This is a genomic window from Candidatus Chloroploca sp. Khr17, assembly GCF_004138165.1.
Taxonomy (GTDB): Bacteria; Chloroflexota; Chloroflexia; order Chloroflexales; family Chloroflexaceae; genus Chloroploca.
On record NZ_RYFF01000004.1, the window covers coordinates 31,317 to 51,224 of the forward strand.

General features: G+C 58.2%; 11 protein-coding genes and 1 pseudogene. 5 read left to right on the forward strand and 7 right to left on the reverse strand.

What is annotated here, in order from left to right; genetic code table 11:
- Positions 1 to 207 precede the first annotated feature (207 nt).
- From carB to EKD05_RS03655, 3 genes are all read right to left on the reverse strand, one after another.
- Complete coding sequence (gene carB / locus EKD05_RS03645; protein WP_129671017.1) at positions 208 to 3,489, reverse strand: carbamoyl-phosphate synthase large subunit; 3,282 nt, start codon at positions 3,487 to 3,489, stop codon at positions 208 to 210.
- 183 nt (positions 3,490 to 3,672) lie between these two features.
- On the reverse strand, positions 3,673 to 5,838 hold the full coding sequence (locus EKD05_RS03650; RefSeq protein WP_165360575.1) for a Gmad2 immunoglobulin-like domain-containing protein: 2,166 nt from the start codon (positions 5,836 to 5,838) through the stop codon (positions 3,673 to 3,675).
- A 135-nt stretch (positions 5,839 to 5,973) separates the two neighbouring features.
- Positions 5,974 to 8,319, reverse strand: coding sequence for a prolyl oligopeptidase family serine peptidase (locus tag EKD05_RS03655; RefSeq protein WP_129671021.1), 2,346 nt, complete (start codon positions 8,317 to 8,319; stop codon positions 5,974 to 5,976).
- Between the two features lie 139 nt (positions 8,320 to 8,458).
- On the opposite strand from EKD05_RS03655, the gene EKD05_RS03660 reads away from it, so the two are divergent.
- Positions 8,459 to 10,246 (forward strand): LCP family protein, encoded by a 1,788-nt coding sequence (locus EKD05_RS03660; RefSeq protein ID WP_129671023.1) that lies wholly within the window; start codon positions 8,459 to 8,461, stop codon positions 10,244 to 10,246.
- 99 nt (positions 10,247 to 10,345) lie between these two features.
- Here EKD05_RS03660 and EKD05_RS03665 read toward each other — a convergent pair whose 3' ends face one another.
- Positions 10,346 to 11,383: a phosphodiester glycosidase family protein gene (locus EKD05_RS03665; protein ID WP_129671025.1), complete on the reverse strand. Its 1,038-nt coding sequence runs from the start codon at positions 11,381 to 11,383 to the stop codon at positions 10,346 to 10,348.
- Positions 11,384 to 11,449: 66 nt separating this feature from the next.
- On the opposite strand from EKD05_RS03665, the gene EKD05_RS03670 reads away from it, so the two are divergent.
- The 4 genes from EKD05_RS03670 (at position 11,450) to proS (ending at position 17,696) form a co-directional block, all read left to right on the forward strand.
- Positions 11,450 to 13,690 carry a CapA family protein gene (locus EKD05_RS03670; RefSeq protein ID WP_129671027.1) on the forward strand — a complete coding sequence of 747 codons (2,241 nt, stop codon included), beginning with the start codon at positions 11,450 to 11,452 and terminating at the stop codon, positions 13,688 to 13,690.
- 117 nt (positions 13,691 to 13,807) lie between these two features.
- The gene (gene accC / locus EKD05_RS03675; RefSeq protein ID WP_129671029.1) at positions 13,808 to 15,586 is read left to right on the forward strand and encodes an acetyl-CoA carboxylase biotin carboxylase subunit; all 1,779 of its coding nucleotides are present in this window, start codon (positions 13,808 to 13,810) and stop codon (positions 15,584 to 15,586) included.
- Between the two features lie 20 nt (positions 15,587 to 15,606).
- Entirely contained in the window at positions 15,607 to 16,239 is a 633-nt protein-coding gene (locus EKD05_RS03680) for a GNAT family N-acetyltransferase (RefSeq protein WP_129671031.1), read from the forward strand.
- Between the two features lie 14 nt (positions 16,240 to 16,253).
- A complete protein-coding gene (gene proS / locus EKD05_RS03685; RefSeq protein WP_129671033.1) occupies positions 16,254 to 17,696 on the forward strand; it encodes a proline--tRNA ligase in 1,443 nt (480 codons plus the stop codon).
- A 53-nt stretch (positions 17,697 to 17,749) separates the two neighbouring features.
- On the opposite strand, the gene EKD05_RS03690 is transcribed toward proS, so the two are convergent.
- From EKD05_RS03690 to EKD05_RS03700, 3 genes and pseudogenes are all read right to left on the reverse strand, one after another.
- Positions 17,750 to 18,928: a methyltransferase gene (locus tag EKD05_RS03690; RefSeq protein ID WP_165360577.1), complete on the reverse strand. Its 1,179-nt coding sequence runs from the start codon at positions 18,926 to 18,928 to the stop codon at positions 17,750 to 17,752.
- Positions 18,918 to 19,112, reverse strand: a pseudogene (locus EKD05_RS03695) (fructosamine kinase family protein); the annotation flags it as partial. The gene EKD05_RS03690 and the pseudogene EKD05_RS03695, both read right to left, overlap by 11 nt.
- A complete protein-coding gene (locus tag EKD05_RS03700; RefSeq protein ID WP_129671037.1) occupies positions 19,109 to 19,600 on the reverse strand; it encodes a low molecular weight protein-tyrosine-phosphatase in 492 nt (163 codons plus the stop codon). The gene EKD05_RS03700 and the pseudogene EKD05_RS03695, both read right to left, overlap by 4 nt.
- Between the last annotated feature and the right edge of the window lie 308 nt (positions 19,601 to 19,908).

A 19,908-nucleotide genomic window follows, 5' to 3' on the forward strand; every position in this document is an offset into this window, starting at 1 on the left:
GGGTAGTCTGCGCAATGCTTTCAGTGGTGTGTAACAAAAGTTTTCTGATAGTTCGCGCCCTGGGTACGCGGGCGTCCCGCCCACTTTTGCTCGCGAAGCTGGCGGGACGCCCGCGCACCCAGGAAGGTCAGCAAACGTACGTCACAAACCCTTCCGTTCAGCACCAAGCACTGCGCAGAGATCCAGTAATGTTTAGGCATCGTCAGCCTACATGCGCTCCTGCAAGCTATGAACAGTCCAGACATCGTCGGCCAGGGCACGGATAGCCTGCACAGCGGCAGCAGCCCCCGACAGGGTCGTTAGCATTGGTACCCCATAGGTGATCGCGGCACGCCTGATCGCAACTTCGTCAAAGAAACTCGCTTTGCCGAGGGGCGTATTGACAATCAGCGCAATCTCGTTGTTTTTGACATAGTCAACTGCGTTCGGTCGCCCTTCGTTCACCTTGTAAATCGAAGTTACCGTCAGGCCGTGCTCGCGCAGAGCCGCCGCCGTGCCTCCAGTCGCCAGGAGTTCAAAGCCCATCGCCGCAAGGTCGCGGGCAATCGGCAGCAACGAGGCTTTGTCGCGATCATTGACACTCAAAAAGGCCTTGCCACTGAGCGGAAGATCCTGACCACACCCCAGTTGCGCCTTGGCAAAAGCCTCGCCAAACGTGGCTCCGCTGCCCATAGCTTCCCCCGTCGAGCGCATCTCGGGGCCAAGCAGGGTGTCTACCCCAGGGAACCGTGCCCACGGCAAGACAACTTCTTTGACGTGGTATTTCTGGTTGTGTTCACCCGTGTCAAGCTTGTGACTGATCACCGGCTCGATCTCACCCGGTACCATGACGTGCAGGTGCTGATCATCAAGCCGCAGTTGCGCCCCGCCCGCACATTGCGCCGCAATCTGCGCCCACGGTGTCCCCGTCGCTTTGGCCACAAAGGGGATCGTGCGTGATGCCCGCGGATTCACTTCCAGCACATAGACAATGCCGTCTTTCATGGCATACTGGACATTCATTAAACCGACGACCCCAAGTGCCCGGGCTAGTTGAACCGTATAGGATTGCATCATGGCAACATGTTCCGGGGCCACCATATAGGTCGGGATGACACACGCACTGTCGCCACTATGCACCCCGGCAAGCTCGATCTGCTCCATAATGCCTGCAATCACAACTTCACTACCATCGGCGACACAATCTACATCCATTTCGAAGGCGTCTTCGAGGAAACGGTCGATCAGGACGGGATGCTCAGGTGAAGCGTCAACCGCTTCGCGCATGTAGCGTTCGAGCGTTGCATCGTCATAGACAATCGCCATTGCCCGCCCTCCCAGCACATACGAGGGCCGCACAACCACCGGGTAGCTGATGGTGCGGGCAACTTCCAAGGCTTCTTCGCCCGAGGTGGCACTGCCATGCGCAGGCGCCGGTATGTCGAGCCGCCCAAGCAGCGCCCCAAACCGATCGCGATCCTCGGCAAGGTCAATCGAGTCGGGCGCGGTTCCCCAAATGGGCACACCAGCAGCCTCGAGGGCCCGAGCCAGTTTCAATGGTGTTTGCCCACCAAATTGTACCAGCACACCATCTGGTTCTTCCAGATCAACAATGTTCAGCACATCTTCCAGCGTTAATGGCTCAAAATAGAGCCGATCAGCTGTATCATAATCGGTCGAGACTGTCTCCGGGTTACAGTTGACCATAATCGTCTCGTAGCCGATGCTCCGCAAGCCAAAGACGGCGTGGACACAGCAATAGTCAAATTCGATGCCTTGCCCAATGCGATTCGGCCCCGACCCGAGGATGATCACCTTTTTGCGTGTGCTTGGTTCAGCCTCGTCTTCGCTTTCATAGCTTGAATAGAGATAGGGCGTGAATGCGGGAAACTCGGCGGCACATGTGTCAACCCGGTGAAACGTAGGAAAAATCCCCACCTCCTTGCGTCGCGCTCGTACGGCAAGTTCAGCGTCCCAGAGATGCCGCAGCCTCGGCGCACGCAGCAAATAGGCAAGTTGTGCGTCACCGAAGCCCATCCGTTTCGCCTGACGCAGCAGGTCAGCCGGGACATTGCCGAGATCAAAGGCGCGCAGACGCCCTTCGAGGTTGACGATCTGCTCGAACTGTTCCAGGAACCAGGGGTCGATATGGGTCAGGGCATTGATTTGCGCGACATTCATGCCACTCTGCAGGGCGTAGCGCAGATAAAAGTAGCGCTCAGGATTGGGCGTGATCAGCCGCTCGCGCAAGCGCTCGGGGTTGATCTGGTCTTTGCCATCGGCCCCCCAACCCAGGCGTCCCTGCTCGAGCGAGCGCCAGGCTTTCTGAAAAGCCTCGGCAAAGGTGCGCCCGATCGCCATCACTTCCCCAACCGATTTCATACTTGTCGTCAGGGTCTGATCAGCCTGCGGGAATTTCTCAAAGGTCCAGCGCGGGATCTTCACCACCACATAGTCAAGCGTTGGTTCAAAACTCGCCGGGGTTTCCCGCGTAATATCATTCGGGAGTTCGTCGAGCGTATAGCCAATCGCGAGCTTGGCGGCAATTTTGGCAATCGGGAAGCCGGTCGCTTTCGAGGCAAGGGCCGATGAACGCGATACCCGCGGATTCATCTCGATCACATAGATGCGCCCGTCAGTCGGGCTCACCGCAAATTGCACATTCGAGCCACCCGTCTCGACGCCAACCGCACGCAACACCGCCAGCGCCTGATCACGCAGTTGCTGGTATTCACGGTCGGTCAGGGTCATCGCCGGGGCAACCGTCACCGAGTCACCCGTATGCACACCCATCGGGTCAATGTTCTCAATCGAGCAGATGATCACCCCGTTGTCCATCCGATCGCGCATCACCTCAAGCTCGAATTCCTTCCAACCGAGCACGCTCTCTTCGATCAAGACTTGATTGACAGGTGAAGCATCGAGGCCACGTTCAACAATCTCTTTGAACTCTTCGAGGTTGTAGGCAATGCCACCACCAGCCCCACCAAGGGTAAACGAAGGGCGAATGATCGCCGGAAAGCCCACCTGACCGATCAGCGCCATGGCTTCATCAACGCTATGCGCGGTGCCCGAGCGAGGCACCTGTAACCCGATCTCGATCATCTTGTCTTTGAAGCGCTGACGATCTTCGGCAATGCGTACCGCCTCGACCGAGGCCCCGATTAACTCAACGCCATAGCGCTCAAGCACGCCGGCCTCGTGCAGATCGACCGCCAGGTTGAGCGCCGTCTGACCACCAACCGTTGGCAAGAGCGCATCAGGACGCTCGCGGGCAATAATGCGTTCAACACTCGCCACGGTCAGCGGCTCAATATAGGTCGCATCGGCCAGCCCCGGATCGGTCATAATCGTCGCGGGATTTGAGTTGACCAGCACAACCCGATAGCCCTCTTCCCGCAAGGCTTTGCACGCCTGAGCACCCGAATAGTCGAACTCACAGGCCTGACCGATCACAATCGGCCCCGACCCGATAATCAAAATAGTGGTAAGATCGTTACGCTTGGGCATTCTCTGGTCTCGCTCCTCTCGCTGATCATAGGCACCCGCTCGTAAGCCCTGTCGAGGCCGATTATACCATTGCGTCTGCCTCGCTTGGCGCAAGCAGAACCAGGGCCGCGGCCCTGGTTCTGCTTGCAAACGCTCCTCATCGCAAAAAATGCCAGCAAAGCTGGCATTTTTTGCGCCCATCCATCAAGGTGCCCGTGGCTGTGGTGGCGGGGCCACCACTAATCTGATGCTCGTTTCAGCAAGCGGCACCAGCATCCGGTCATTTTGGTCAGCCAGCCGTACCGTGATCTCGCCTCCCGCTGGTGGCTCCGTAAAGAGCACCGGCCCACTAAAGACAAACCCGCTCCCCGGTACCTCGCGGACACTCAACTCGCCTTTGCCAAGTTCGTTGCCCGCCGCATCAGTGACCGTGTAGACCAGTCGACTCTGGAAGGGTGCCAGTGCTGTCGTGCCATCAAAAATGGCCGGGCTACCCACAACCGTATCGGTCACCGGTGAGGTGACCTTGATCACTTGCTGATCCCCCGCTGGCCCGATGCTCGTTGGCGTCGGCGGTTGCGCTCGTGGGTTGACCTGCAACTGCACAATCGCACTCGCGATGATCTGCCCGGCCCCGTCGCGATCATAGATCTCGACCGCAATCGCCCCGCCCTGCACCGGCTCGGTAAAGTTCAACGAGGCCGCAAAGGGGACATTGAACTGCCCCGCCTGCCCCGCGACCGGGAAACTCCCCTGCCCAAGCGTCTCACGGGTCAGGGTGCGTACCACATAGTAGAGCTCGCGGAATTGCGGATAGAGCGCCGCTCGCCCGGTAATGACGACTGGACTGCCAACAGTTGTCCCGGTTGGCGGGGTCTCAATCGTGATCGCCTGGCGCGTCGGCGGTGGAACGGGCGTCGCTGTGGGGGCTGGCGTCGCTGTAGGGGCTGGCGTCGCCGTTGGTGTCGGTGGGCCGGCCACATTGAGCGGCAGCGTCACACTCGTCATCACCTGACCGTTGTTGGGGTCAAGCTCAAGCACTTCGAGGTTGATCGCCCCACCGCCCGGCGGCAGGTTGAAGAAGATCTGGCTATTAAAACGACCACCACCCTCTTGCGAGCCGCTGACGCCAAACTGCCCGGTACCAAGTTGCTGTCCATTGACGTCACGTACCCGGAAGGTCAACTGACTGTTGGGTGGCAACTGAACCGTACGTCCAGCAATCGTCATCGGGCTGCCCACCGTTGTTCCCGCAGGCGGTGACTCGATAATGATCGCCTGCGCCTGCGGTGCGACATTCAGGTCGAGCCGTGCCGAAGCAATAATTTCGTTGGTGCTTGCATTCTGATCGGCAATTTCAACCGTGATCCGTCCGCCAGTCACTGGCAAATTAAACGTGACTGACGCATTGAAAATCGCTGGCCCACCCTCGGCCCCGAGCACCGGGAAGAAGCCATTGCCCAGATCGCGGCCAGCCGCATCAAAGACCCGGTAGAGCAGGTTGCCCTGGAAGGGGAAACGTGCCGTGCGCCCGGTTAAGGTGACAGGGCTGCCCACAGTTGTTCCAGGCGGTGGTGACTCGATCACGATCGCCTGAGGCGGCGCAACCACCATCGTCAGTTGCGTGCTTGCCACGGCCGGTGCCCCCGGTGCGCCTGGCTCAAGCACTTCGAGCGTCACTGCCCCACCCGCCAGGGGAGGATTGAAGCCAATGGAAGCGGTAAAATTGCCCTGTCCCTCGGCGGTAATACTCACCGGGAACACCCCATTGCCAATGATGGTGCCTGCGGCATCACGCATCACAAACGTCAGACTGTTGCCCGCCGGTGGCACCGTCGTGCGTCCCGCAATTGTTACCGGGCTGCCAACAGTTGTCCCTGGTGGCGGTGAGTCAATCATAATCGCCTGGGCCTGTGGCTCAGGGGTCGGTTCACCTTCCCCCGTCGAACCATTTGACGGACTCAGATTCACCGAAACCGAGGCAATCGCCATGGTCGAACCATCGGCCATACTAAATTCAAGCACCTCGATCCGCCCCGGCCCACCCTGCTCAAGGGTGTAGGGGATTTCACCAGCAAAGACCCCTGGCCCCCCCAGATCTTCTCCACGTGCCTGCGCCGTAAAGAAGCCCTCGGCCAGCAAACCTCCGCCCGGCCCAAAGAGGCGGTAGTTCAGATTGGCCTCAAAGGGCATGATCGTCACTTCACCAGTGACCACAATCGGGCTGGTCACCGTAGCATCTGTTGTCGGGCTCAGAATCGTGATCGTTCGTCGTGGCGGCGCGGGCGTCGTCTGCTCAGGGGTTGGTGTCGGTGTGCCTCCCCCAAACCCACAACCACTCAGCACCAACACAAGCCCCAGCATCACCATCGTCCATCGCCATTGCCACCAGTTCGCGCATCTGTTCACCTGGCACATCGTGGTACCTCACAATTGACAGGTCAACTGTGGCACACTGCGCACAGTTGACCTGTCCTTCAACGGTTGCCTTTACCAACGACCGACTTAACGCAAGTACTGCCGGAACCAACTTACTTGCTCCTGCGCCGCATACAGCTGATTCGCCTCATCACTGAGGCCATGACCCTCACCAATGAACTTGACCATCCGTGCCGGCACCTTGCGGTTGACCAGTTGCAGATGCAAATTCTCGTTCTGCACAATCGGCAGGAAATCATTTGTACCGTGGAAGGTCAGGACAGGTGTGCGGATACGGTTGACATTGTACGATGGCGAGTCGTTCTGATACTCTTGCGGGATATTAAAGGGTGGCAACCCCATCAGATGCGGCATCAGCGAGGCATACCCACGATTCCACTCGGTGATCGTATCAATCAGCGCACACTGTGGATTGGCCGCACTATAGAGCGTCGGGTAGCGGACAATGCTCTGCAAGGTAAAGTAGCCGCCGTACGAACAACCCGTAATGCCCACCTTGCCCTGGCTCGTCCAGCCGCGGCTGATCATCTCGCGCACAATCGCAGCTTGTTCGTCAATATCGGTCGCGCCAAAGTTGCTACCATCAACGAGACTATTAAAGACGGCAGGTGTATACCCAGGCCGCCCCGCCACTGGGGTCACCAGCAAGGCAAAGCCCATACTCGGTAGCAATGCATACGGATCTTCCACATTCGTCAACCACCGGTTGACCATCGCCACCCCAGGGCCGCCCTGTTGCCACACGATAATTGGCACATTGCGCGGCGGGAAGGCTGCTCCAGCCGGCTGAATCAGCACCCCAACCCGCGTCTGCCCACTCGCAAGCCGGAAACTGACCGGATCCTGGCGCAGATTCGCAAACTCGCGCAACTCTTCGCCCGTCCAGGTCAGGCGGGCCAGACCGCGGCCATCCCAACCCATCCGATAGATATCGGGCGGCTCGGTAAACGAGGTGTGCGTAAAGACGATCTGTCGGCTACGGTTCGTGGTAAAGACATTGTAATAAGCCCCCGCACGATTCGACAGGTTTCGTAGCTCGCCACTGCGCCGATTGTAGTAATAGACATGGCGATCCGTCCCACGGGCGGCACGGAAGAGAAGTTCGTCCTGCGAAACCATTTCACCGACGACACTCGCAAAGGCCGCGCTGCTAAAGAGGTTATTTTCAAACCGCCCCAGTTCACTGAGTTGGCGATCATAGAAGCGGTACGAAAGTCGCTCACTGAACTGCAATGCATAGATAGGGTGCGTGCGCCCACGGATCCGTGCCGGGTGCCAGGCCTCGACCAGCAATACCTGACCATCAGGCGACCAGTCGCTCGCAAAGAGCACCGGTGGCGCGGCAGCCCCTTTGTCGGGCTGCAAAAGCTGCACGGCACCACTCACCGTATCCATTACATACGTATTGTTATGCTGCAACACCGGATTGATCGACGGGGGCAAATTGCCGGTCACGTCACGGTAGACCTCTTCTGAGAGCAGAGCACCATCAAAGATAAAACGCTGATCCTCAAAATCGCCCAACCCGTAAATCGAAAACGCCAACTGGTTGCCATCGGGTGTCCAGACGGCACTTGCCAGCGCCGAGGCAATATCAATGGTCGTCACATACCGCGAACCCTCATCAACGGTATAGAGCAGCAGATCAAGCGAGGTTGGCGTGACCGCCACCGTCTCGGTTTCATCACCCTCTTGCATCATCCACATACGCTGCAACGCGACCGCATGCTGGCGCTGCGCCTGAGCAATGCGCCCCTGCATCGCCGCAGGTGCAACCGGACGATCCGTCACCATCGTACTTGCGGGTCGCGGGTGTCCAATGCGCACCCGTACTGGCTTGGAAAAATTCTCCTCGCCCTCTTCTTGCTCAGGAAAGAGTACCAGCAAGAAGCGGTTCAGGTCTGGTGAAATTGAGACAAGCCCCGTATTAACAGGCAAACTCAGCGGCATCACACTCAACTCAAGCGTAGACCGATTGATCCCCAGTTTCACAAACGCATCTTCAGGCTCAAAGGCACGCATGTCCAGCGCAACTGAACCCAGCGTCTCGTTGTCAAGCCAGGCAAAATCAGAAAACCCAAGCAAGGGGAGGGGGATAAATGGCCCGAAGATCTCTGGATCAATGACGATGGTCGATCCATCCTGAATGTTCAAAAAGCCGATCGTCTCATTCGATGTAAAGAGAATGGTCTGATCATCAGGGCTCACTGGACTTGACGGCAAGGTGTAGACAGTCTCACCCTGAAGTCGTGCGATACGTTCAACCTCTTCTTCACTCAACAGATCCGGCGGCCGTTTCTCATCGAAACGAACTGACACAACATTGTTGGGGCCTGTCTGGGCCTGGACAGGCCCCACACTGGCAGCCATTGCCACCATCAGCAGCACAAACACCCATGTCTGGAGACGCATATGCACTCCTTCTTGCACATCAGTCGGCATTGAAATGTGGTTATCATACCAGATTTTGTCGGAAAATGATATACTGAACAGACTCTAAGGTACCTTGCAACCTTGTCTAATCCATCCACAAGCAGCAGGATTGTCAGTTATGGAGTGTCGTGAGGCGCAGAGCTTGATCGATTCAGGTGTTCGACCTGGATCGACAAACCAACAGCGAAAACAACTTGGTTTTCATATCGCCCAGTGTCCTGAGTGTCGTGCCTATCTTGCACGTATCACGCCCCTAGTGCGCCCACGGGTCATGACCCCGCCCGCGCCCACCACCTTGGGTACATCAGTGGCTCACCGCGAAGCGCCGACAGTTCGCCCACTCGAAACCCCGACACCAACCGCATCACCCCTCAGCCCCGACGGATCGACAACCTACACAGACGTACCCGCCCCTCACACGAATGCGCCGACGACCCGCCCGCTCGAAAATCCCGTGCCGACACCCGACGTAAACCCAAACGAGCACGATGCCTCCGATCTCCTCACTGCGCTTCTCATGGATAGCCCTGAATCACCGCCACCGCTCAGGCGCCGTCGGGCAGGGTTGCCGCCAAACCGGCGCCCGCCACCCTGGCTTACCTATGTCGTCATAAGTCTTCTTGGTGCCTTCGCCTTGAGCATGGGCTTCCTGGCCGGACGAGTGACCCGTGCCGCCTATACGATTCGTGAGAATGTAACAGCCATGCAAGTGGACCCTGCGGCACCTCGTGCAGTCACGCCTCCCCTCGTTGTTCCTCCCGAGTCCTCGGGCTTCACAGCTCCAACGACCCTTGCCACCACAAACGCGGGTGCCACTGAACCGTTTTTTTCTTCACCAACGCCGACCCCTGCGGTTGACATTGCGGCAACCGAAATGGCGATTGCGACCGCCCTGGCACTGATGACCCCTTCGAGCCTCCCCATGCAAGCGACCGCAGTTCCCTATCTTGTGCCTTCGCTGGAACCTGATGCCGGGATTGTGATAGTGCCTTCACCAACAACTGATCCGTCACCGCCAGACTTGAGCCCGACCCCCATCAGGCTTCCAACCATTGATGGCACGGTGCCACTGCCTACCCTGATCCCAACAATCAATGTCGTGCCGGCCAGCACGCAGCCACAGCATATTTTGCTGCTTGGCAGCGACCGGCGTCCCGGTGAAGGGTGGCAGAATCGTTCTGATGCGATTATGATCGTACGGGTTGAGCCTGATACCCAGCGGATCGCCCTGCTCTCGCTCCCCCGCGATCTTATTGTGGAAATCCCGGGCTATGGCTGGGCACGCATCAATGCGATGACGGCCTACAGCGATCTTGAACCTGGGGCTGGTTCGGGTATCGAGCTTGCCCGCAAAACGGTCAGCAACCTCCTCGATCTCCCCATCGACTATGTCGTGCGCGCCGATTTCCAGGCTTTTATGACCGCGATTGATGCAATTGGCGGCATTGAGATCAATGTCGAAACGGAACTCTACGATCCAATGTACCCAACCATTGATTATGGTTATATGGTTGCCCATTTCTTGCCAGGGCCACAATGGATGGACGGGTATTCGGCTCTAATCTATAGCCGTATTCGGCATTCCGACAGTGACTATGCTCGCTCACGCCGCCAGCAAGAAGTTATTCGGGCGACCATGAGCCGGGTGCGCGACCAAAATATTATTGTCCAGGCCGAGATGCTTTCTGATTTGAGTACCGCTTTACGTGATCATCTTGTGACCGATTTTTCTCTTGAAGAGATGATCGGTCTGGCCTGGGCTTTTCGTAATTTTTCGCCTGAAGATGTTGAGCGCTATACCCTCGACGAAAACCTGACCACCGTCGGGCTTCCCGGCGATCAGTATGCCATCACTACCTCATCCTGGGCGCTGCAACTTGTCCGCAGCCAACTCGTTGGGCAGTGATGCTAGCGCCAGTATCTTGCAAAAAAGGCGCGAAGATGCAAAGCTTTGGGTGTTGATGTGTCAAAACTTAGAGCCTCTGCGCCTTTGCATCAATACGGGTCAACGCACGTACACCCCGAGCGCATCAGGGACGGCGCGTGGTGAACCGGGCCAGATCGGTTGCCCGCGCCAGGTCGCCTGCGTCGAGGTGTCGTCGTCACCACCAAGGGCATCTCGGCATCCCATCGCCCGCAGTGCCTGCGCTAGCTCGACCCCGGTGATTCCCCGACTGTTCGCCAAGACCACAAACGAGTGCCCGTTGGGCAGATCACCGACACAGACAGCCGTTTTCGGATAGGTGCCCTGATAGATCATGATCCGCCAGTCGAGTTGCACAAAATCTTCGTTCAACGGGTTAAACGGAAGCTCGCCGTCACCAGGTTCAATGCGCTCAGGATTGGCAATCTTGCCCTCCCAGAGGATCACCGGCCCCCCACCGACAGCCTGCCAACACGTGGCAAGTGCCTTCGCATCAAACAAACCAATCAGCGCCCGCTGGTCATAGGTGACGCACAGCACCCCTCGCCCTGCGTTGACCCGGTGGATCACCCCGTTGATCACGACACTCCCTTCATTGGACGTGCGGGCAGCCCCGTGAAAGCCAAAGGCCATCGCGGCGAGCAGTTCCAGCCCTTCGCGCTGCGCATACGGGGCATTGGCCATCGTCGCCACCGTGGCAAGGTGGTGTTGCCGATCCAACCAGATGGTGTCACCATGCTCATCACTGCCAGGTACCGCACCATCGGCCGTAATCAGTTCGAGATGCACCATCTCGTCAAGCCGCACAACAATGTAGGCCAGTTCGCCACCACCCACTGGTCGCCGGTACCATTCCACCCGCCCCTCAGCGACCTGCTCTTGCAGGCTGCTGTCACGGTTGAAGGCTTCAAGTTGCTCGTGCGCTGTCGGTTGCATTATCCCAACCACCGCGTCGGCGCGGCCCACCAGCGCGTCGGCCACGCGCGAACCCTGTTCGGTTGACGCAACCCCCCACCGTGAGAGGGTCGCTCGGCTGCCTGAAAAAGCTTGCACAACCATGACCAGCACGGCAAGTGGGACAAGCATCAGCGCAAGGTACTGTACACGACGAAGACTCATGGGTGTATTATAGAACAGACACGGATAAGCGGCCTTCCAGTTGAGCCTTGTGGTATTATAGCATGTATGTGCAATAAACACCCTCTCACCAGCCAAAGCCTTATCTTACTCGTCCTGCTGCTGCTGGTCGCGCCGTATCCTGTGGCGGCCCAGCGCAGCGACGGGCTAGATCGGCCCCTCACGACGGTCAATCAGTGTGGCCGTGGTGACGAGATCCATTTCACCCTCGCCGCCACCGGTGATACCTTCCCCCACGAGAATATTCAGGCCGTCGGTGAGATGCTAGGGTACGATGTGCTCTTTGATGCGGTGCGTCCCTTTTTACAGGCCGCCGATCTCGCCTACACCAATTTTGATGGTGCCATGTTGGCTGGCGCTGGCTATACCGGCTATCCCGCCTTTAACTATAATCCGGCCCTCGCTACAGCCCTCCGCAATGCCGGGATCGATCTCGTCTCGACTGCCAATAATCATATCCTCGATCGCGGACCCCAAGGCCTCGACGCGACCCTCGATGTGCTCGATGCCAATGGTCTTGCCCATCACGGGGCGGTACAGAGTACGGCGACTGAACGCCCGCCCTATCTGCCGCTGACCTTGACCCGTGATGGGGTGAGCATAACTATTGGTTTTATCGCGGCGACCTGGGGTACCAATGGTATTCCCGACCCGTTTCAACAGGTCAATTTACTCTATCAGGGCAATGCGTATGGTGAGCAAGGCGGGGTGCGCCAGAGTGTCCTTGATGCAGTGGCGCAGGCGGCCCGCGAAACAGATCTGGTGATCGTCGCTCCCCACTGGGGCTTCGAGTATCAGTTCTATCCCCACGAGAGCCAGATCGAAGCCGCCCGAAGTCTCGCTGCGGCTGGGGCCGATGTGATCCTCGGGGCCCAGCCCCATACGTTGCAACCAGTCGATCTGTTGGTCAATGGCGACCGTGCGACCCTGGTAATCTATTCGCTCGCCAATTTCCTGGCGTCACAGGGGGCCTTTCAAGCAGAGGCGTTTGCCGCTACGTCGGTCATCTTCTATGTCGGCCTCGCCCGCGCTAGCGATGGATCCGTCCGGGTTACCGGGTATCGGTATTTGCCAACGATCCATATCGAAGCCGATACGCGGCCGGCCCCTCTGCGCCCCGGTGAGGACGAGCGGGTGATGGACCATGTGCGCACCATTATGCGCGATCCCACCGGCACACGCCAGGTTCCTGCCTCGCCACCTGAACCAGGCATGCGCATTGAGGTCTGCCCAGAGGTGCGCCTGGCCGAAGCTCCCATGCATCCCATCGTCGGCGATTTCGCGCAGCATTATCAGACGCTTGGGGGCCTCGCACCCCGCTCACTGACCGATGCCATTGCCGTTCTGGGCTTGCCTATTGGTGACGTCACGCTTGAGCCAGGAGGTGATTGCGCCACAACTGTGCCCGTGTTCTACACCGAGCGCCAACGCCTCGAATGGCACGCCCAACAGCCCTGGCCCTATCGGGTCGTCGGTACGCAGCTTGGTACCGCAATCTTCCAGCGGCGCTATCCTGGTTTGCCGGTCGAGCGTCGCACTGATCTTGAGGCTCGTGATGCGTTTGCTGATCCCCGTTTTCGTGCTTTTTATCTGGAGTATGGCGGATTGAATATCTTTGGCTATCCAATTAGTGGTTCGCTCAATGAAGACCATCCGACGACCGGGGTTCCGACGACGGTTCAGTATTTTGAACGTGCCCGCTTTGAATTGGCAACCGGTGTCTCTCCCGATGCCCCACTCTCTGATCAAGTGCGCGCAGGGCTGCTTGGGGCTGAACTTCGTGCCCTCGGTGGCGCTGCGCTGCTCTGCCCAAAGCTCGGTGAACTGTCCACCCCAGGAGCATTGAGTCAACCTGCCGCCTCTGCTTCACCGTTACCAGAGACGGCTGTGGTTCAACCAGGCTCTGATGGGCTTGTTGAAACCCTCGCTCAAGCAACCGCAGGTTCACCCGGTTGGTTTGCCTTTGTGGTGATTGCAGGACTCGTGATTGCGCTCATCGCCTTGATCGTCATGGCTATCAACGATTGGCAGAACTATCGTCGCCGCCTGAGTCGGCAGGGCTATCGCCATCGCCGCACAGCCCACGAACGGTTTGCCGCTTCAACACCACCGCCTGATCCAGCCCAACCTCTGGCTCAAGATGGCTCGCCAACCGTTGAAACTGGGACGACACGCCGTGTTCCTGTACGCCCATCTTCCTCGAAAGGCACGTCACCGCCCGCGCCGCCGCCTCACTCCAGGGCAGATGATGATGATGATCTCTTGAAGGAGTTGCTTGGACGGCAATAGTTTCTGGTAACATGACGAGCGTCTTTTGTAACACCATCTGGTATGCTAGAATTGGCCTGGCGTTGTGGCCTTGCCGTAGCGCCGGGGTAGTCGCATTGAATGCAACGGTCTAATCCTATGTTTGACACAGTACTGATTGCGAACCGCGGTGAAATTGCCATTCGTGTCATGCGTGCCTGCCGTGAACTTGGCATGCGCGCTGTTGCCGTCTATTCCGAGGCCGACCGTGATGCACCCCACGTGGCCTATGCCGATGCCGCCTATTTGCTTGGGCCTGCTCCTTCTTCTGAAAGCTATTTGAATATTCCACGCCTGATCGAGGTTGCACGCGAAGCCGGGGCCGGGGCCATCCATCCTGGTTATGGTTTTCTCGCCGAAAACCCCGATTTCGCCCGCGCTGTCGCCGAGGCGGGGATGGTTTTTGTTGGCCCACCCCCCGAGGCAATGGAACGCATGGGCGGCAAGACGGCCGCCCGCAGTGAGGCGACCGCCGCCGGGGTGCCCGTGGTGCCCGGTACGCTTGAACCCCTCGATGACCTCGCCGAGATTAGTCGCCTCGCCGATGAGTTCGGCTATCCCATCGCGATCAAGGCGGTTGGCGGTGGTGGTGGCCGTGGCCTGCGCGTTGTCCGCGCCGCGAGCGAGATTAGCGATGCCTTCGCGAGCGCGCGCCGTGAGGCGGAAACGTCGTTCAAGAATAGCGCACTCTATGTCGAAAAATATCTGCCTTCGCCCCGCCATATCGAAATCCAGATCCTCGCTGATACCCACGGCAATGTGGTACACCTCGGCGAACGTGATTGCTCGATCCAGCGCCGCCACCAAAAGCTGATCGAAGAGTCGCCCTCGCCCGCCCTCACCCCCGAGCTGCGCCTCGAGATGGGCCAGGCCGCTGTGCGCCTCGCCAAAGCCGTCAATTATTTCAGCGCTGGCACGCTCGAGTTTCTCTTCCAGGACGGCGAGTACTATTTCCTTGAAATGAATACCCGCATCCAGGTCGAACATACCGTCACTGAGATGGTCTATGGCGTCGATCTCGTCAAAGCTCAACTCCGCATTGCCCGCGGCGAGTCACTCTGGATGCGCCAGGAAGATCTGACGCCCCGTGGACACGCGATCGAGTGCCGCATCAATGCCGAAGATCCTCTCCATAATTTCCGCCCTGCCCTCGGTACTATCACGACGTATCACGAACCGTCAGGCCTCGGTGTGCGCGTGGATAGCGGCGTCCGTCCCAACTATACGATCCCTGAGTACTACGACTCGCTCCTGGCAAAACTCGTTGTCTGGGCTGAAACCCGCCCCGAGGCGATTAGCCGTGGTCTGCGTGCCCTCGCTGAGTATGAGCTTGGTGGCGTCGCGACAACCATCCCGTTCCATCGCGCTGCCCTTGGGCATCCGGTATTTGCTAGCGGTACCGATATCAGTGTCAATTTCATTGCCCAAAATCCTGAACTTGTTGAAACCGCCCGTGCCTTCAGTGCCTCACTTGAACCCGTTGAAGCCGAGGCTGCGGCTGAGCCACGTACCTTTACGGTTGAGGTTAATCATCGCCGCTTTGGGGTCAAGGTCTTTGGGGTCGGCGCACTCGCCGCTGCCCCGGCCCCCGGTGCGGCACCGACCCGCACTGGCAAACCCGTCGGCAAAGCCAAGAAGGCCACCGGAGGGCCAAAGGTTGATGGCGTGATCAGCCCAATCCAGGGCCGTGTCGCTGCGGTGCGCGCTGAGCCCGGTCAACAGGTCGAGGCTGGTCAGGTGCTCTTCATTATTGAAGCTATGAAGATGGAAAATGAGATCACGGCCCCTCACGCCGGGACAATCGCAGAAGTACGAGTGCAGGTCGGTGCGACGATTGAAACGAGTGGGGTGCTCGCAACCTACGGTGCCCACGCATAATCTGGCAGGTTCCTGAACGTATGTTTCACGAGCCTGTAACACTTCAGGTTGCGACCATTGACGATCTTCAGCCGCTGGCCGAACTGGTCGCCCAACTTCATCAGCATGAACTTCCCGGTTACCTGCACAGCCCTCTGGCTGTGCAGGTGCCGTTGTTTCGTTATCTGCTCGCCCACGAGTTTCAAGATGGGACGCGGGGGCGTTTTCTCTTTCGTGATGAACACGGTACCCCGGTAAGCACAGCCAGTATCCGGCTGCCTGACGATCCGATCTTTTCGCCGCTGCCCTCGAAGCTCTTTTCGACGGCCCTGCAGACGTTGGGCGTCGCTGATACGCTGCGTTTCTTCTGGACGATGGTGCGTGGTTCGCTCTTTGCTGATGCACCTTTGCAACAGGGTGAGAGCTTTATGTATAGTGTGGTGGTAAGCCAGACGATGCGCAACCGTGGCATTGGTACCGCAATGATGCACCAGATGGAAGCCTATGCCCGCGCTGAAGGCGCAACGTCAACGATGCTCCGTGTTATTATTGGCAATACGCAGGCGCGCCATTTTTACCTCAAGCTTGGCTATGAGGTCGTGAGCCGTACGCCCGCATGGGCCGACCATGTGATCTTGCCAAGTGAGTTGCTGCGCAAAGACGTAGCCAGTTGAAGGAACCTAACCCTATGCCCAAAGAGACGATTACAACCCGTGCCCTCGATTATAACCAGTGGTACCTTGATATTGTCCGTGAAGCCGATCTCGCTGAAGTGGCCGAAGTCGTGCGTGGCTGTATCGTCTTTAAGGCGACGGGGTACGCGATCTGGGAAATGATGCAACGTGAACTCGATAACCGGATCAAGGCTACCGGTCACGAGAATATCTATTTTCCATTGCTGATTCCCAAGAGTTTTATTATGAAGGAGGCCGAGCACGTTGATGGCTTTGCCCCCGAGGTCGCGGAAGTGACCCGCGCCGGCGGTGAAGAATTGGCCGAACCCTATGTGATTCGCCCGACGAGCGAGACGATCATTGGCTATTTCTATAGCAAATGGGTGCGCTCGTACCGCGATCTGCCGCTGCTCTATAATCAGTGGTGCAATGTGATGCGCTGGGAAATGCGCACCCGCCCTTTTTTACGTACCGCCGAGTTCCTCTGGCAAGAAGGCCATACCGCCCACGTTGATGAGGCCGAGGCCGAGGCCGAGACGCTCCGTATTCTCTTCGATGTCTATGCCGATTTCGCCGAACAGGTGATGGCGGTGCCCGTCATCCGTGGCCTCAAAACCGAAAAAGAGAAGTTCCCCGGGGCCCTGCGTTCGTATTGCATCGAGGCTATGATGCAGGATGGCCGCGCCCTGCAGTCCGGTACTTCCCATAACCTCGGCCAGAACTTTGCACGGGCCTTTGAGATTACCTTCACCGATCAGCATAATACGATCCAGCATTGCTGGACAACAAGCTGGGGCGTTTCGACCCGCCTCATCGGGGCGCTCATTATGACCCACTCCGACGACGAGGGCCTGGTCTTGCCGCCTCGCCTCGCCCCAATCCAGGTCGTGCTGGTGCCAATCTATAAGAATGAGGACGAACGGGCCAAGGTGATGGAAGCCGTTGACCGCCTGACCGCCGACTGGCAAGGTCGCCTCCGCTTTAAGGTTGACGACCGCAATAATTTCACCCCTGGCTATAAGTTCAATGAGTGGGAACTCAAGGGCGTACCGATCCGGGTTGAGGTTGGCCCAAAAGATGTCGAGAAGGGGAGTGTCGCGGTCGCACGACGCGATATGCCCGGCAAAGCCGGCAAGCAATTTGTGCCCCAGGCTGGTCTGACCGACTATCTGCTCACGCTGCTCGAAGCAATTCAGGTGGCGCTCTTCGAGCGAGCCCTCGCCTTCCGCAGTGACCGTACCGCAACGGTTACAACCTATGACGAGCTCAAAGCCCAGATTGAACGTGGGTTTGCCCTCGCCTACTGGGATGGCACCACCGAAGACGAGAAACGCATCCAGGACGAAACGCGGGCCACGATTCGCTGCATCCCTCTCGACCAGTCTGAAGCCCCAGGGATCTGTGTCTATACCGGGCGACCAACGTCACGTCAAGTCATCTTTGCTCGGGCATATTAAATTAACCCGTCGGGGCACGGCACCGCCGGTGGGGGCACGGCACCGCCGTGTCCCTACGATCCTGCCAAAACCCGATACCCCTCGCACGTTGCCACAACCGTTACCGTGCCAAAATGGGCCTGCATCACGCGCTCGTAGGGTAAAAAACGATTGGCAACAATCAGCAGTGTACCCCCTGGAACCAGCACGCTCCGTGCCTCACGCAGAAACGCCTCGGCCATCGCGGTGTCAATCGTTTTGCCCGTGTGAAAGGGTGGGTTGCTCAACACGAGATCGTAGCGTTGCCCCAACACCGCTTCGAGACCGTCGCTTGGATGTACCTGGATAACCCTCGATAGCCCGAGGCGTTCCACATTCTCACGGGCTGCCGCTAACGCCAGCAGATTCACGTCAGCGAGATCGACCTGTTTCGCCCCGAGTTGGGCCGCCGCAAGCCCGATCACTCCATAGCCGCAACCGACGTCAAGCACGCGCTTGCCATGACACCGCTGCCCAAGCTGGCTCAGCAAAAAGGCCGTCCCAGGGTCAAGGTGTTCTGCACTGAAGACCCCTGGCAAACTGACCAGTTCGCTGGCACCCCCTGGGAGATCGACCGTGAGCGGGATCCAACTCCCCGGCCTAATCCCTGGCAACGTCGTCCAGGCCGGTGGCGCGGCAAGAGGTTGGATACAACGTGTCTCAGCGACACGACACCCTTTCCCATAACCAAGGATGTGCATCTTCCCGGTCAAGGCCTGCGCATCGGCGATCAGCGAGCGCACCCCGCTCGCCTGCGCTCCGACGATATTCAGGATGCCCTCGCGCCGCAGGTAGGCTTGCGCTTCGAGCAGCCAGCGCCGCCCCAGGGCGCGACTCTTTGGGCTGAATAGAATGACCCGGTCGAACGCCTCAGTCACACCGGGGAGCGCATTGTTCGCACCACGTAGCTCACCCCCGCTGATCTGATTAGCTGCGAAGGTCAGCTGCGTCATCCGTAGCGCGATCAGATCGCTCTCGATGAGTACCAGGTGCCCTCGGGTGAGGTGACGGGCCAGCCCAACGCCAAGCGCACCATGACCTGCCCCTAGCAGCAAGACGCGTTCCGTCGCGGCTGGGCGAATCAGATTTGCCGCAAGGTTCGAGGCCTCAAGTAGCAAATGGGCCGCAGCAAGCCCTGGCTTGCTTACCACCTCGACCGTGAGGCCTGCCAGATCCGCCTGGAAGGAAAAAGTCGCATGGTAGTTAGCCGACATAACGGTATATAATCTGATCAACCTGAGCCGCATACCCCAACCCAAACAGGTTCAAGTGGTTGAGCAAATGATAGAGATTGTAGAGATCACGGCGTTCGGCATAGCCTGGTTCGAGCGGCCACGCCGCCTGATAGGCCGCATAAAAGCGCGGCCCAAAACCACCAAATAACATAGACACCCTCAAAACCCTCGCTCAGCACGAATATGGGCGAGCAGGGCGCGACAGCCTTTCTCCACAAGTTCATAAACATGCTCAAACGCACCACTATAGTATGGATCAGGCACTTCACCCCCAGAAATATCAGGGCTATCGGTAACATAGTCGAGCAATAGACGGGTTCGTTCGCGCGCTGCAGGGTGATTTTGTGTGATCGTGGCGATATTTTCACGATCCATCGCGACAATATAATCAAAGGTCGTGCTATCTTCCTTCTTCAGACGACGTGCGCGCTGATCGCCAACGTCAATGCCGTGCCGCTTCAAGACCGCACTCGTTGCATAATGCGGGGCTTCACCAGCATGCCATCCACCTGTTCCCGCCGAGTCAACCACAAAAGCCTCCTCTAACCCTGCTTCAACAACAAGGTGGCGAAAGAGCGCTTCAGCCATTGGCGAACGACAGATATTGCCCATACAAACAAATAACACACGCACAGGCTGCCCTGAACTCATCGCTGACTCCTGCAAGATATTTGACAACCGGGAATATCTCCCCTATAATTGTCCGTATTGTAAAACATAGTTGTGACATCCGCTCTGGTTTGACCCTCCAGTATAATACATCATCTTTCTACATGATGAGGACGGAGAGCCAGTCACCTGGTAGAGCCTGCATAAAGGCACTGGCGTGGAGCGTGCAAAGCTGTTAGCGACAGCTTCCTAGCGTATCCAGGCTCATCTCACGCGATATATATTTCGCGCCTGCCTACATCAGGATGGCGTTTTTTTTTGGTCATGGCGTGCGGAATGCACACAGCTGT